Source organism: Cyclobacterium sp. SOCE241 (assembly GCF_056867545.1).
The window spans coordinates 5,296,817-5,312,397 of record NZ_CP149779.1 but is presented as its reverse complement, the minus strand read 5'-3'; the positions used below and the strand labels follow the sequence as shown (position 1 = coordinate 5,312,397).

The following is a 15,581-nucleotide window of genomic DNA, read 5'->3' as shown; positions in this document are numbered from 1 at the left end:
AATTCCCTTTGGAACAAGAAAAAGCGTCTATTTCCATTTGATTTGTTAACTTTGCTAAATAATTCGGTAGGAAAAATGGAATTTATTTCTAACATTACCGGTTAATTGTCGTTAAAATGAATAGGGTAATTAAATTTGAATAGATATGATCATCGTTTCAGAAAAGGCCAAGGATCGTATCCTTGAACTTAGACAAGAAGAAAACAGGAATGAAGAGGAAAACATAAGGGTCTCCGTTAAAGGAGGTGGTTGTTCAGGCTTAATGTATGACCTAGGATTTGACAACCAAACCACCGATTCCGACCAAATTTTTGAAGACAAAGGAGTTAAAATAATCGTGGATAGAAAAAGCTTGCTTTATTTGGCAGGCACAACTTTGGAATTCACAGATGGATTGAACGGCAAAGGGTTTCAATTTGTCAATCCAAATGCTTCAAGAACTTGTGGATGCGGAGAAAGTTTTTCCATTTAAAAAATAATAAAATTCACTTACCCAAAATAAGGAAAAACAAGCCTTATTTTGGGTATTTTTTTCCCTTATAGGCATTTTTTAAACGCCCCTTAAAACTAAAAACCACCTTATTCCCATCCCAACTATTGCCTTTTTGTTAAATAAAGAATAGGACAATAAAATAATCTCCCCTAGTGAGTAGGTCCTGAGAAAGAATACATAAAGCACTAAGGCATTATCATTTACACCTGCTTCATTTGACAAAAAATAACACTTTAAATTGCTTAATCCATATAAGAAATATTAATAGAAAATTAAATATAATTTTATCAAGATTGTACCAATAGTTATTTTTTTATTACATTAGTCTCAGCTTAACAATAAAGTTTAACCCACAGAAATAAACTAAAGTCCTATTACAAATTAGGATTTATTATCACCACTATTGCGATTTTAATTATCCACAGCTTATCTATGAAAAGCAATATACTTATTGTGTTGGCTTTGTTATGTGTATTCCCGACTATCGGTTTTGCCCAAACCATCACAATCTTCGGTAAAGTAACTTCAGAGGAAGATGGTAATGGAATTCCCGGAGTACTTATTAACGTCCAAGAAGCAGGCAACGCCACCACTACAAATAATATAGGTGAATACCGTATTGCCTTAAAAGGAGGGGGCCTTGATTACTTTTTCCTCAATGGGGTATGTCTCTCAGGAAATCTTAGTGACAAAAAGTACGGAATTGAACATCGGCTTAGTACCCAACCTCAATTCGCTTGACGAAGTAGTTGTAGTTGGGTATGGAAGCATAAACAAATCTTCCCTCACTGCAAATATTTCCAAAGTTGATGGACAGGATATTGCCAATATTCCGGTTCCAAATTTTCAAGAGACATTGCAAGGAAGACTTGCTGGGGTATTTGTAGCTGATGCCAGTGGAAAACTTGGGGATGGTGTAAAGGTTAGAATCAGAGGCACAAGTTCCATCTCAGCAGGCAATGACCCATTATATATTATTGACGGAATACCAGTAACCTCTTCGGGAAGCATTGATAACAGCAACCCTATGGCCATGCTTAATATGAGGGATATTGCTACTATAAATGTATTGAAAGACGCTGCGGCTGCATCAATATATGGAGCTAGAGGTTCGAATGGCGTAGTAGTCATTACTACCAATAAAGGCTTTTCAGGAAAAACTAAATTTAATGTAGGTATCCAAAGAGGTTATAGTAGTCCTACCCGTAAAAGAGTTTTTTAAATGCCAGTCAGTATGTAGAACTCTTCAGAGAAGCAGGATATAACAATGACTTGGCGGCAAGCATAGATCCGATAAATAACCCTGACGAATACCCAAATTCACAACTTGAATATGTTGAAAATTTCTTGGACCAATATGCAGGTCATACTGATTGGAGAACAGGAAGTGTTAATACCAACTGGCAAGACCAAGCCTTTAATACAGATGCCGGGGTAACAAATGTCAATTTCTCAGCTTCAGGAGGGGATGATAAAACTAAGTTTTATTTCTCAAGTGCCTACGACAAGCAAGAGGGAATCTTGATCAGGAATAGCTTAGAGAGAATATCAGGAAGGTTAAATCTAGAGCACCAGCTAAGTGAAAATTTCTCCCTAGGTGCAAATTTCAGTCTATCGAGCACCTCCACCAACACCTTGCCCGGCGACAATCTGTTCAATAGTCCCATGCAGCTGGTGGCTTTGGCACCCATATCCCCTTTGCGAGACTTGGATGGAAATTTATATGACCGCCCTACTACAATTTATTACAACAATTTAATCGATTCTGAAAATTCCAGTTGGACCACCAGCAGTTTAAGAAATCTCAATAATGTGTTTGGGGAAGTGAAAATCAATAAGGAACTGAGCTTTAGGTCTGAGTTTGGATTAGACAATATCACTCAAAATGATGACAGGTATTTTGGATCCCTCACCGCTACCGGACAAAGTTCAAATGGTTATGGTTCTTCCAGATGGTTAAGAGTCACTAATTATACTACCAATAACTTCTTCACTTACCGACCAGCTATTCAAGAAGATCATGATTTAAAAGCTACCTTTGGCATGTCCTACCAAAACACCGAAACCAGATTTACGAGTGTAGACGGTAGAGAATTCCCATTAGATGATCTACAGACAATTAAATCTGCCGCGGAGATTGTTGATGGTTCATCTACACTTACCAGCTCTTCATTCTTATCCTATTTTGCTCGAATAAACTATTCACTCCAAGAAAAATACCTACTAGCTTTTAGCTCTCGGTACGACGGCTCCTCAAGGTTTGGAAACAGTAAGAAATATGGTTTTTTCCGGCAGGATCCTTGGGGTGGATTATTAGTGAAGAATCCTTTCTTAAAGACCATGCTTACCTAAGCTTTTTTAAAATACGGACTTCATATGGACTAACAGGGAACGCATTAATCGGTGATTTCGACCATTTGGGATTGTATGAACCTCTTTCTTATAACCTAAGTCCCGGCTTGTCTCCCTCTCAAATTGCTAATCCAAATTTAACCTGGGAGACTACCAAGCAATTTGACATAGGACTAGAGTTTGGATTGTTTGAAGATCGAATTTCAGGAGAAATAGATTTTTACAATAAAACTACAAAAGACCTATTATTACTTGTTCCTGTTCCTGCAACCACCGGCTTTGTTTCCCAAAGGCAAAATATAGGTGAAATGCAAAATTACGGTTTTGAGATTTTGCTCAACTCAATTAATTATGCCAACAAAAATCTAATTTGGCGTACTTCCTTCAATTTTTCTAGAAACATCAACCGAGTTCGATCGCTTTCCAAAGACCAAACTTCTATACCTCCTCCCTACTCAAGTTACCTAAATGGCATCTTTATCGATCAACCTATGGCCGTTTTTTACGGTCCTAAATATGCCGGCGTTGATCCGGCTAATGGAGATGCCTTGTATTATGCGAATGAGGAGCTAACAGAAGCCACCAATGATTATAATTCTGCGGCTAAATTGTTTTTGGGAAGTCCCAACCCGGATTTTATCACTGGACTAACCAATGAACTCTCCTATAAAAACTTTGACCTACTTTTTTTATTGCAAGGAGTTTACGGCAATAAAATTTACCAAGCAGCTGGAGGTTATTATTCCAATAATGCCTATTGGTTTGACAACAATACAGTGGACCAAATGGAGAGGTGGCAAAACCCGGGAGACATCACCGACGTTCCTCAAGCAAGACTCGGTCAATGTAATGGCTGTTCTGCCTCCAGTAGGTATATCTCTGATGGCAGTTACCTTCGCCTTAAAACTATCTCCTTGGCCTATAGTTTTCCTGAAAAATGGAACGATAAACTGAAAATTCAGGATGCCAAAATATATATTATTGCGCAAAATCTATTGACATTCACCAAATACAATGGCTGGGATCCTGAAGTAGGTACAGAGGCATTATCTAATAATTTTGCCAATGCTAATTTATTTCAAGGAGTTGATCTATATACAGCCCCACAGGCTAAAACCTTTTCCATAGGATTAGATTTAGGGTTTTAAACAATTTAACTATGCCTTCAAAATTCTATCATCTACTATTTATTCTTTTATTTAGCTTCTTTATCTTATCCTGCGATGCTAATTTGGACATTAAGCCATCCCAGGAAATAGATGAAGGTACCGCCCTCGACAATGATGCCAATATTAAGAGGGTGTTAGTTGGTGCATATGCTAACCTACGTAAGTCAGATCTTTGGGGAGGACGTCTGCTTCTCTACAGTGAAATGCTAGGGGCAAACAATGAGGTCAGGTGGACCGGCTCATTTACACAACCCCGAGAAATGTTGAACAAAAGTTTATTGACCAACAATACTTTTGTTACCGACACTTGGACTGTAGCAAATGCCACCATCAACATTACTAACAATATCCTTGAGGCTATCCCTAAGGTTAATGAGATTGACCAAGATAAAGTGAAAGGTGAAGCCCTTTTTATCCGAGCTGTTGTTTATTTTGAGCTGGTAAAGTTATTCAGTCAGCCCTATATCGCCGGCAATACCAGTGTAAATCCAGGTGTACCACTAATCTTGAGTCCCTCAAGAGGCGAGGAAAATAATGGTATTGTTGAAAGGTATCCAGTGGAAGATATTTATAAGCAAATAATTGATGACCTGACCGTTGCAGAACAAAGTTTACCTGACACAAATGGTGTATTTGCATCAAGTTATACAGCATCAGCCATGCTTTCAAGGGTCTTTTTACAAATGGGAGATTTTGCATCTGCAAGGGATGCTGCCAACAGAAGTATCAACTTAGCCCTTTCCTTTGACAAAAAGCTGATGAGCAATTATGCCGATGCATTCAACAATGAATCTGATTGTCAGGAGGATATATTCACCATTCAAGTAAACAGTCAGGATTCAGAGAATGCCATGCATCTATTTTATTCTACGCCCGAATTTGGTGGTAGAGATGGGGATGTCAGCATTTTAAATTCCCACCTGGATCTATACGAAGCCGGAGACGATCGCCTGCAACTTTTTCAAGAAAGAGCCGGAGCACTACGTACCGATAAATGGAGAGACCCTAATAGAAACGTTAAAATTATAAGATTAGCAGAACTCTACTTAACTCGTGCCGAAGCCAATTTCCGGGAAGGAACGAGTTTGGGTGCTACGCCACTCGAAGATCTAAATAGAATCAGGAGAAGAGTATCTTTGCCAGAGAAAAGCAGCATTACCATTGAAAATATTTTAAAGGAAAGAAAATTAGAGTTGGCACATGAAGGCCATATATTACATGACATAAAGAGGACTCAAGGGTTTGTAATAGACAATAATAACCCTGCGCTCACATACGCTTTTGATGACCCTAAACTGGTTTTCCCTATTCCGGAACGTGAAATATTAGCCAACAGCAAATTGATCCAAAACCCCGGATATTAAAAAGAAATAGCTATTGATAACAAGACATTTAGGTAACCCAAGTTTATAGCCCTTTGGCTATTATCTGTTTGCTATATCCATGGGATTTTTCCATTACCCATATTAGTACTGAAATTATGGTGCAAGGTTGACTGAAATAAAGAAAAATTAAAATTCACGTATTTTCAAAGCCTACCTTTGCTTTTATCACCAGTTAATTGATGTCAAAATGTATCCAAAAAGGCTGTCTTTTTCGAATACATTCTCAATATAATTAAGCACAATTCTTACCTTTAGGCTTTTAAAATTAAGTCAACAATCAATGGAGGAAGTAAGAAAAGTAACGCTAGACGAAATACATCATTCATTAGGTGCTAAAATGATCCCATTTGCAGGCTATAATATGCCGGTTAGGTATAGCTCGGATATGGAAGAACACAATACTGTTCGTGAAAATGTAGGCGTGTTTGATGTCTCCCATATGGGTGAATTTATAGTCGAAGGTCCTCATGCATTAGATTTGATCCAAAAGGTTTCCTCTAATGATGCCTCCAAACTTAAAATAGGTCAAGCCCAGTACACTTGTTTCCCAAATGATCAAGGGGAGTAGTTGATGACTTTTTAGTTTATAAACTCGAAGAAGAGCGTTATATGCTAGTAGTTAATGCTTCCAATATTTCCAAGGATTGGAATTGGATTCAAAAACACAATACAGCAAATGCAAAGCTGGAAAACATTTCTGACCAAACCTCTTTATTTGCTATTCAAGGTCCAAAAAGTATAGAAGCCATCCAATCTCTGACTACTGTTTCTTTAAAGGATATTCCATTTTACCTTTTTGAAATTGGCCCATTTGCAGGGGTTGAGAATGTAATAATTTCTGCTACCGGCTATACCGGAGAACTAGGCTTTGAGCTTTATATAAAAAATGAAGATGCCAAAAAAGTGTGGGAAGAGATTTTTAAAGCAGGTAAACCACTAGGGATTAAACCTATCGGATTAGGGGCTAGAGACACTTTACGCTTGGAAATGGGTTATTGTTTGTATGGGCATGAGCTGAATGACTCCACATCTCCGTTGGAAGCAGGTTTAGGTTGGATCACGAAATTCACCAAGGATTTTATCAACCATGAAAACTTAAGAAAACAAAAAGAAGAAGGGCTTAAGAAAAAGTTAATCGGCTTTAAACTTCTAGAAAGAGGCATTCCAAGAGCTGATTATCCAATATTAAATGCAGAAGGAAAAGAAATTGGCCTGGTTACTTCCGGAAGTCAATCTCCCAGTTTGGGTATAGGTATAGGTTTGGGCTATGTAGACATCGCCTACGCGAAAGCGGGAACTGAAATTAAAATCCAGATCAGAAAAAAAGTGTTGCGGCCAAAGTAGAAAAACTACCCCTTCTTAAAAAATGAAAACCATAGAAACCTGTGTAAGTCCTGATTTGTTGGAATTACATGAATTGACCAATAAAACTGTAATTGTTGTTGATATTTTCAGGGCAAGCTCCACCATGGTGACTGCACTCTCCAATGGAGTAAATACCATCCTTCCTGTCAAAGATTTAGACCAATGTAAAGCATATAAAGAAAAAGGCTGGCTGATCGCAGGTGAACGCAATGGGAAACAAGCAGAAGGTTTTGATTTGGGAAATAGCCCATTGGCTTATTTGAATTTACAATTTGCAGAGGAAAATGTAGCCATGACCACCACCAATGGTACAAGGGCCATTTCATTAGCAAGGAAACAGGCTGCAGAAGTACTGATAGGTTCATTTTTAAACTTGCATGCAACTGCAAATTATTTACAAAACTCGACCAATGATGTATTGGTGCTCTGTGCCGGATGGAAAGGGAAATTTAATATAGAAGATTCTCTTTATGCAGGTGCCTTATCTCTAGCTTTGAATTGGAAACACGATTGTGATGCCACCTTGGCTATGGAATCTCTTTACAGGCAAGTTGGCACAAACCTAAGTGATTTTCTCCAAAAAGCTTCACACGCCAAACGGCTTCAAAACCATGATTTAGAAAAAGACATTAACTTTTGCTTAGGCATCGACCAATACAATTCTGTGGTGTATCTTTCTGATGAAGGTTTAAAGTTAAAGCATTAATCCCCCTTTAAAATCGGTCAAGCTCATCCTAATTGAGTAGCTTAGTTATTTTCCAAAATGGATTTAAGTTTATGGAGCCCATCAGAAAAATCTTCCCCAACCATTTCCTCCATATTCATCATTAAAAGCATTGAGTTCATAGGGTAATCCATTCTTCCTTCAAAGCCCCAGATGACCTTGGTATGGTTATCATCAATTTCTTCGAATGCCATATAAGCTTTGTCTTCAGCCTCAAAAGGTTCTTTGAACCGAAGAGCATAATCTATTCTCTCTCCTTTTTTTATGGAGGTAATCTCTTGTTCCCCTACCCCAACATTTGGATCATTGCTATCCCAAGCAGACACAAAGCCTACTTCTCCATCTACTCCAATAAAACTCTTTTTCATTGTGGGATCCTTGGAAGCCCAGCTTGAAAAATTCTCTTGGTTTTTTAGTAACCTGACATATTCATAAACTTCATCCTTCGGCCGGTCTATGGTAACCTCCCTGACTACCGAATATTCTTGGTCTACAAATACCCCAACAATCAATGGGATGGACACCAAAATTAACACTATGACTAGAACAATTTTAACGATCTTCATAATTGGGGTTATTTGTTAGGTGACAGAATAAACAGCTGATATTTTACAATTACTGACTTAATTTAACAATTATCAGATAATTACCAAAACAAATCACCAACAAGAATGTTTTCCACTCCAAATAATCACCTTATCGTTTTTAAGACTTCTCCACAAGTCAACATGGATTCTCCAAAATAGGGGTTTATCACCTCTTTATTTCTACTCAACCAGATTGCTCCTTTATTAGCATCTGCCATGGGGCAGTATTGCACGTAAAGGGGATGAGTTAGGGCTTGAAAATTTTCTACTAACTTTATCATTCTATCCGAAATTGAAAGAAAGGTTTCACGAACAGTCACCAATGAATTTTGTGCTTCTATTTTTTCAAGCAGTCCCAATAAAGCCATATGGTATTTCATCCATTCTATAGGAGCACTCTCTTCCAAGGATGTCATTTCCACATTTGACAAGCTTTTAAGCATTTCCTCTGCAGTTGCCTTGGCTTTTGTTAGATCATCAGTAGCCAATGCATTTTTCAGATGGAAATAATGGTCCAAGACCGAAGACAAATCAGTAGGGGAAGACTGATTATATATCGATAATTTCGAACTTTCTTGTTGCTTAACCTTGCTCATATCTTCGTGATTATGACCAGACATATTGACGCCACCTTCGGGACTCATCATGCTTGGCTTACCTGCTAATTGTGCAGCAGCATCGATACTAAATGCACCATTGACTACAATTTCTTCACCCGGATGAAGACCGGAAGTAATTAGGTATTGAGTTCCTAATGCTGTACCAAGGGAAACTTCACGTAGTTGAAAAGACACCCCTTGAGCAATGGATTTTTTAACATAAACAATAGATCTTGTTCCTGTCCACATTATCGCTGTCTTCGGAATTACTATAGCTTCTTTACCTTCTAAAATGGTACTATTGACAACTCCAGTAACAAACATTTCCGGTTTAAATTTCAAATCAGGGTTGTCCACACTTATACGGGCATGTGCAACTCTGGTGACAGGGTCTATAATTGGGTCTAAATAATCAATTATCCCTGAAAAAGTTTTTCCTGGTATAGATTGTAGCGAATAACTTACTTCATCTCCAATTTTCACCCAAGGAATATCAGCTTCATAAACATCCAACAACACCCATACTCTTGACAAATTGGACACCTCATAAATGGCTTGCCCCATTTCTAAATGATCTCCCAGATTAGCAAATTTCTGTGAGACATAACCTGACACATTGGCTTTGATCGGGAAATTTTTTATTACCTTTTCAGTTGCCAAAATCTGTTTGATTTGTTCATCAGTCACCTTCCAATTTTTAAGTTTCGCTATGGCAGCATTTAAAAGAGACGGCTGTTCATCTTTTATTTTATAGGCCTGAAGAAGCTCCTCTTGGCTGGTTACCAACTCCGGAGAATATACTAAAGCAATGGGCTGTCCTTTGGCTATATATTCTCCGGTGAAATTCACCATCAATTGCTCTATTCTACCCGGAATATGACTTGCTTGAGTAAATAATAAGCGCTCGTCCACTTGAATTTTACCAGAAAGCCTGAGTCTTTTAATCGCTTTTTCTTTCCCTACGATCACAGTTTGCACATCTGCAAGCTGAATTGCTGTTGCTGTCATTCTAATTGACATTGGATCAACCTCTTCTGTATCACTTTCCAAAGGAATTAAGTCCATTCCACATATAGGGCAGTCACCAGGTTCTTTTTGTCGAATCTGGGGATGCATAGAACAAGTGTAAATGGAAGAAATCCCGGATTCGAATATTTCATGCTCATGGGTTGCTGATTCCTCAACAGAATTTCCCGATGGCTTAATCAGCCAGCCTAGCAATACACCCGCCATAAGTGTAACACCAATAAGAGTGTATTTATTTTTTATTAACTGATTCATCATTTGTCGGTTATGTTTTGTTCTCAAAATAAATTTTACTCTTCTTTTTCAAGTCGCTGGATCATTGCCTTCATCTGAGCAATTTCTTTCTTTTGTGCTTCAATGATATCTTTTGCCAATTGCTGTGCCTCCGGATCTTTCAGGTGCGCTTTTTGGCTTACCATGATGGCCGATGAGTGATGAGGAATCATCGCTTTCATCCACTGTACATCAGCAATCAAAGTTTGGTTTCTGAGCATGGTAAGGGTAGCTATAAATAAAATGACAGCAGTACCGAGAATCATAAAATTGACTTTCTTATTTTCATACATTCCCCACATAAAGAGCAACATGGACACGGCCATAGGCGCTATCATCAATATTGTCATGTATGTCCTAGTAGTACTGAGCATGACATGATCAAAAACATCTGCGTTTAAAAACATTACGGCATACATGATCACAAATGAAACAGCCATCATTGCGGTAAACTTTAGATAATTATTGCTTTTCATATCAGTAAGATTTTGCGGTTAAATAATTTATTTGAGCCTCAGCTACATAGTATGCGACTGAAGCTTTGACTTTCATTTTTTGGTATTCCAGCAATTGTTGCTGCAGGCGTAAAACCTCTTCAAAATTATCTCCCGAATTTGCATACGCACTGTACAGCAAATCAAGGGTTTGTTTGCTCGTTTTGATTTGCCTGTCATAAGAATCAATGAGATCAAGCTGAATTTCCATTTCTGCTTTAAACCTATGAAAAGACCCCTGAAGAATGTTAGAGACATTCTCCTTTTCTGCTTGATAGGATTCACTAAGCAATAAGGCTTCTCTTTCGGCTGCTTTGTATTTTTTCCTAAAGAGGGGAAGACTCATGGTCATGGTAGGCATTATAACATTTCTTCCATTTTCTTCAATTATGACATCATTCCTGTCCCCAACGGCAACGTAATCAATCCCAATTCCTAATTGAGGTAAACCTTTTTCAATGCCAATCTTTGATTAAGCTCAGCAGCTTGAACTTTCAAATCCATACTTTCTATCAATGGATTGTTTCGGATAGCATCAAAGTAAAACTGATGAAGTCCCGTCGGTGGTTTTAATTTTTCGCCAATATCTATTGGGGAATCAGGGGTCCTTCCTAACAATGCATTGAGTCTGGCATTTGCTGCATGTACTTTTTTATACAATACATCCAAATTGGTTTGGGCATTGGTATTGATGATATCAACCCTTAGCAAATCAGTCATGGAGCCTTTTCCATTTTCATAGGTTGAAGTGGCTATGGATTTATAGGTTTCTAGGATTTGAAGATTTTCTTTTTCGATTTCGATCAACTCCAGTACTTCTAATAATGGAAAATAAATAGCAGAAACCTCATTATATAGGCTATTTCTGGCATCCAGAAACTCTTGGTGTTTTACCTCTGCCAGGACTGTTGCCACATCCCCCTGCATTTTTAAAGTACCAAACCATGGAAACATTTGGGTCAATGAAAATCGCATTCTTTGAGGGCCAAGTCTGGTTTCTACAGGAGAAATAAAATAGCCAAAAGACAAATTGGGGTCATTCAATGATTGGGCTTGAGGAATTTTTTCCAATGCGGCTTCAAACGCCTTGTATTTCCCTTTTAGTCCGGGGTTATTTTCTGCAGCTATCACAAAATAATCCTCCAGTGTCTGAGAAAATCCGGTAACATGAAATATCAACCAAATGAAAATAGAAAGGACTGTAAATTTCATAATGAGTTGTTTTTAAATCTTCTTTCTTCCCTAATCGAATACAAAACGGGTACTATAAAATAAGTAATCACAGCTACAAGCATCCCTCCAAAAGCAGGAATTGCCATAGGGATCATGATGTCTGATCCTCTACCTGAGGAAGTCAAAATCGGCAACAAAGCGATAATGGTGGTTGCCGATGTCATGATAGCAGGTTTAATTCTCCGCTGCCCTGCTTCTAGAACAGCACTCCTAATTCCTCGAAGATTATCTGTTTTGTTCTTGGCAAAACTTTGATCTAAATAGGTTGCCATCAATACCCCATCATCTGTGGCAATACCAAACAAAGCGATAAAACCTACCCACACTGCCACACTTAGGTTAATTGTCTGAATTTGAAAAAGGTCTTTGAAATTCGTTCCGAAAAAGGCAAAATCCATGAACCAGCCTTGCCCATACAACCATAGAATGATAAAGCCACCACTGAAAGCCATGGCAATTCCGGTAAACACCATCATTGCAGTGCTGACAGAACGAAATTGAAAGTAGAGAATTAGAAAAATGATCAAAAAGACCAATGGAACAATCACAGAAAGCCGCTGTTCCGCACGAACTTGATTTTCGTAATTTCCTGAAAATTTAAAGCTAACTCCGGATGGAACTTCTAAATCACCGGATGCAATTTTATTTTCAATTAAACCCCTTACGTCTTCTACTACGGTCACTTCTGAGAAGCCTTCCCGTTTGTCAAAAAGCACGTAGCCAACCAGAAATGTTTCTTCACTTTTTATCGCTTGAGGACCACGGAGGTATTCAAAGTCTACAATGTGACTCATAGGAATTTGAGAACCTGTAGGAGTAGGAACCAATATTTTTGCCAAGGATTGAGGATCATCTCGAAGTTCCCGAGGATAACGAACCCGTACGGGATACCGCTCGCGTCCTTCCACAGTTGTGGTCACTTTCATGCCTCCAATAGCCGTTTCTATAATGCTTTGAACCTCTTCAATACTCAAACCGTACCGAGCAATTTGCTCACGATTTATATTGAGGTGCAAGTAAGGTTTGCCTACTATCCTATCTGCAAATACAGCCTCCGTTTTAACTGAGGGCACTTGTTTCAAAAGGGTTTCTACTTTTATTCCAAACGATTCAATTGTTTGTAAATCAGGTCCATAAATTTTCATCCCCATGGGAGCCCGCATTCCTGTCTGCAACATTACCAATCGGGTCTCTATAGGTTGCAATTTTGGAGCAGAAGTAAGTCCGGGTATTTTGGTGACCTTTACTATTTCATCCCATATATCTTCCGGAGAATTAATATGTGACCGCCAATTCCTAAAGTACCCTCCAAATTCATCAGGAATGAGCAAAGAAGGATTAATATTTTTAATTATTATTTCATCATTGGATAAAGTATCACCTGAACTTAGAATAAAACGATTGTCTTCATCCACCTTAAACCTTTGCTTCTGCCCTTTATCATTAATGAGGTATTCCGGTTTGTAATTAACTACATTCTCAAACATTGAGATTGGCGCGGGATCTAAGGCGGACTCAACTCGGCCAAGCTTCCCCACACTAAGATCAACTTCAGGAATATTAGCAATTCGCTTATCCAATTGTCCAAGTACTTTACGGTTAAAGGCAATTCCTGAATGTGGCATTGAGGTAGGCATTAACAAAAAGCTCCCCTCGTCCAGCGAAGGCATAAACTCCTTTTGCATGCCGGGAAAGGTATGTACCAAACCGGACCACACCTTCGTTTTTTCAAGCTCCCATCCTATTTTTTTTGTCAGTCTGGGAAGTAGTCCAAAAGTGGTAGCGAAGCCTATCCATACCATTAATCCAAACATCATGACACCAAATGGAATGGATAAAAATGCCACCTTATGATCGAGACACCAATTCAATACCCTCTTGTAATTGTACTCCAAAAGAGTAAATGCTCCCAAAATCAAACTGACTAAGATTGCAACAAAAACAAAGTTTAAAAAAGTTGAATTTGAAGCTCCTAATGGTAGCCAGTAGCCCGCAAGCAGCCACACCACCCCTGCAATTACAATGATGATTTCCAAATGGTTGTAAAGAGGCCTGATGCTTCCTGGTATAATAAAATCCTTTGCTTCCAAATAATCCCTTAATAGGGCTACACCTGCCAATAAAATAAGAAGGGTTCCCCCCAAATATATCCTAGATACAATAGAACCATACCTATCAGGATAAGCAGGATATTCCCCAATTTTTTAAACTTGGAATTGCTCAACTTGAACCCAAAAAACGCGTGAGCAATACTGGGTAAGATCAGTAGAGAAACGATCAAGGCAGCGAATAGGGCAAAGGTTTTGGTATAAGCAAGGGGGCCAAACAATTTCCCCTCAGCTGCCTGCATGGTAAATACTGGGACAAAACTTACTATCGTCGTAGACACAGCTGTAAGAATAGCGCCGCCAACCTCCGAAGCGCCATTGTAAATGGTGGTAATTAGTTTTTGTTCCGGTGGAGCATCATCCATATGCTTGAGAATGTTTTCGGAAAGAATAATCCCCAGATCCACCATTGTGCCAATGGCGATGGCAATACCTGATAGGGCGACGATATTGGCATCTACACCAAAATATCTCATGCCTATAAAAACCATCAAAATGGCCAAGGGCAATAAACTTGAAATAAGGATGGACGCCCTAAGATTGTAAACCATCACTATGACTACAAGGATAGTAATAAGAATCTCAAGGGACAATGCTTCTTCTAAAGTTCCTAGGGTCTCTTGAATTAAGGTGGATCTGTCATAAAATGGAACCACCGTCAATTGACTCAAGGTACCGTCAGCCAAGGTTTTCTTGGGCAAGCCCGGTGCTATTTCTTCTATTTTTTCTTTTACCTGTTTGATCACCTGAAGCGGATTGGCACCGTACCTAGCCACCACTACTCCACCTACTACCTCAGCCCCCCTTTGTCCAAAAGTCCTCTTCTACTTGCCGGGCCTAACTGAACCACCGCAATATCTTTGATCCTGATGGGAATATTATCTTGCACTGCTACGACAGCAAGTTCAATGTCTTCCAAAGACTTGATATAACCCAACCCACGAACCAGGTATTCCGCTTGGTTTATCTCAATGGTTTTTGCTCCAACATCTCTATTGGATTGTTTTACGGCCTGCATCACCTTTGTTAAGGGAATATTATAAGCTTTTAAGGCGTCTGGGTTTACATCCACTTGATACTCCCGGACAAACCCCCCAATGGAAGCAACTTCAGAAACACCTTCCACTGCGTTTAACCCATATTTTACATAGAAATCCTGAATGGTTCTGATCTCATGCAGGTCCCATCCACCCGTAGGATTCCCTTCTTTATCTCTCCCTTCGAGGGTATACCAATAAACCTGGCCAAGGGCTGTAGCATCGGGTCCTAATGCCGGCTGAACCTCATCCGGAAGCAAATCAGCAGGTAAGGAATTGAGCTTTTCCAAAATTCTTGAACGGGACCAATAGAATTCAATCTCTTCATCGAAAATGATGTAAATACTGGAGAAGCCAAAAATAGAACTGCTTCTTATAGATTTAACTCCCGGAATACCCAATAGGTAACTCGTCAAGGGGTAGGAAATTTGATCTTCAATGTCTTGCGGAGACCTCCCCGGCCATTCAGTAAAAACGATTTGTTGGTTTTCACCGATGTCAGGGATGGCATCCACCGGAACAGGGTCGGTGGGCAAATTTCCTATTTCCCATCCAAAAGGTGAAGTAACAATCCCCCATATTACTATTACCACAATAAGGATAAGTGTAACAAGTTTGTTGTCAAGAAAAAACTTGATAATTGAATTAAGCATGATTTAATCCTAAAATATTGTATACCAGATAATAAGCCACTGACTTTGAAAAGCAGCAGAAAATGGGTCAGTAAAGCTGACCA

At 38.9% G+C, this 15,581-nt stretch carries 12 protein-coding genes and 2 pseudogenes; 8 read left to right on the top strand and 6 right to left on the bottom strand.

Annotation, left to right across the window (positions count from 1 at the left end):
• Positions 1–145 precede the first annotated feature (145 nt).
• From WG932_RS27025 to WG932_RS26990, 8 genes and pseudogenes are all read left to right on the top strand, one after another.
• A complete protein-coding gene (locus WG932_RS27025) occupies positions 146–472 on the top strand; it encodes a HesB/IscA family protein (protein ID WP_014020811.1) in 327 nt (108 codons plus the stop codon).
• A gap of 453 nt (positions 473–925) precedes the next feature.
• Complete coding sequence (locus WG932_RS27020) at positions 926–1,234, top strand: peptidase associated/transthyretin-like domain-containing protein (protein WP_483085980.1); 309 nt, start codon at positions 926–928, stop codon at positions 1,232–1,234.
• Positions 1,197–1,715 carry a TonB-dependent receptor plug domain-containing protein gene (locus WG932_RS27015; RefSeq protein WP_483085979.1) on the top strand — a complete coding sequence of 173 codons (519 nt, stop codon included), beginning with the start codon at positions 1,197–1,199 and terminating at the stop codon, positions 1,713–1,715. Before WG932_RS27020 ends, WG932_RS27015 begins: the two co-directional genes overlap by 38 nt.
• A 50-nt stretch (positions 1,716–1,765) precedes the next feature.
• A complete protein-coding gene (locus WG932_RS27010) occupies positions 1,766–2,845 on the top strand; it encodes a hypothetical protein (protein ID WP_483085978.1) in 1,080 nt (359 codons plus the stop codon).
• Positions 2,794–3,993 (top strand): TonB-dependent receptor domain-containing protein, encoded by a 1,200-nt coding sequence (locus WG932_RS27005; protein WP_483085977.1) that lies wholly within the window; start codon positions 2,794–2,796, stop codon positions 3,991–3,993. Before WG932_RS27010 ends, WG932_RS27005 begins: the two co-directional genes overlap by 52 nt.
• A gap of 11 nt (positions 3,994–4,004) precedes the next feature.
• Positions 4,005–5,378 carry a RagB/SusD family nutrient uptake outer membrane protein gene (locus WG932_RS27000; protein WP_483085976.1) on the top strand — a complete coding sequence of 458 codons (1,374 nt, stop codon included), beginning with the start codon at positions 4,005–4,007 and terminating at the stop codon, positions 5,376–5,378.
• A 301-nt stretch (positions 5,379–5,679) separates the two neighbouring features.
• Positions 5,680–6,769 (top strand): annotated as a pseudogene (gene gcvT, locus WG932_RS26995) (glycine cleavage system aminomethyltransferase GcvT).
• Positions 6,766–7,470, top strand: coding sequence for a 2-phosphosulfolactate phosphatase (locus WG932_RS26990; RefSeq protein ID WP_149394506.1), 705 nt, complete (start codon positions 6,766–6,768; stop codon positions 7,468–7,470). Before gcvT ends, WG932_RS26990 begins: the two are co-directional and overlap by 4 nt.
• A gap of 41 nt (positions 7,471–7,511) precedes the next feature.
• Here the strand turns inward: WG932_RS26990 and WG932_RS26985 are convergent, their stop codons facing one another.
• From WG932_RS26985 to WG932_RS26960, 6 genes and pseudogenes are all read right to left on the bottom strand, one after another.
• Positions 7,512–8,054: an SRPBCC family protein gene (locus tag WG932_RS26985; RefSeq protein WP_149394507.1), complete on the bottom strand. Its 543-nt coding sequence runs from the start codon at positions 8,052–8,054 to the stop codon at positions 7,512–7,514.
• Between the two features lie 125 nt (positions 8,055–8,179).
• Positions 8,180–9,958, bottom strand: a complete 1,779-nt coding sequence (locus WG932_RS26980) for an efflux RND transporter periplasmic adaptor subunit (RefSeq protein WP_483085975.1) — start codon at positions 9,956–9,958, stop codon at positions 8,180–8,182.
• A 32-nt stretch (positions 9,959–9,990) separates the two neighbouring features.
• Entirely contained in the window at positions 9,991–10,449 is a 459-nt protein-coding gene (locus WG932_RS26975) for a DUF305 domain-containing protein (protein ID WP_014020804.1), read from the bottom strand.
• A 1-nt stretch (position 10,450) separates the two neighbouring features.
• Positions 10,451–10,828, bottom strand: a complete 378-nt coding sequence (locus WG932_RS26970; protein WP_483085974.1) for a hypothetical protein — start codon at positions 10,826–10,828, stop codon at positions 10,451–10,453.
• 74 nt (positions 10,829–10,902) lie between these two features.
• On the bottom strand, positions 10,903–11,679 hold the full coding sequence (locus WG932_RS26965; RefSeq protein ID WP_483085973.1) for a TolC family protein: 777 nt from the start codon (positions 11,677–11,679) through the stop codon (positions 10,903–10,905).
• Positions 11,676–15,498, bottom strand: a pseudogene (locus WG932_RS26960) (efflux RND transporter permease subunit). Before WG932_RS26960 ends, WG932_RS26965 begins: the two are co-directional and overlap by 4 nt.
• Positions 15,499–15,581: the final 83 nt, after the last annotated feature.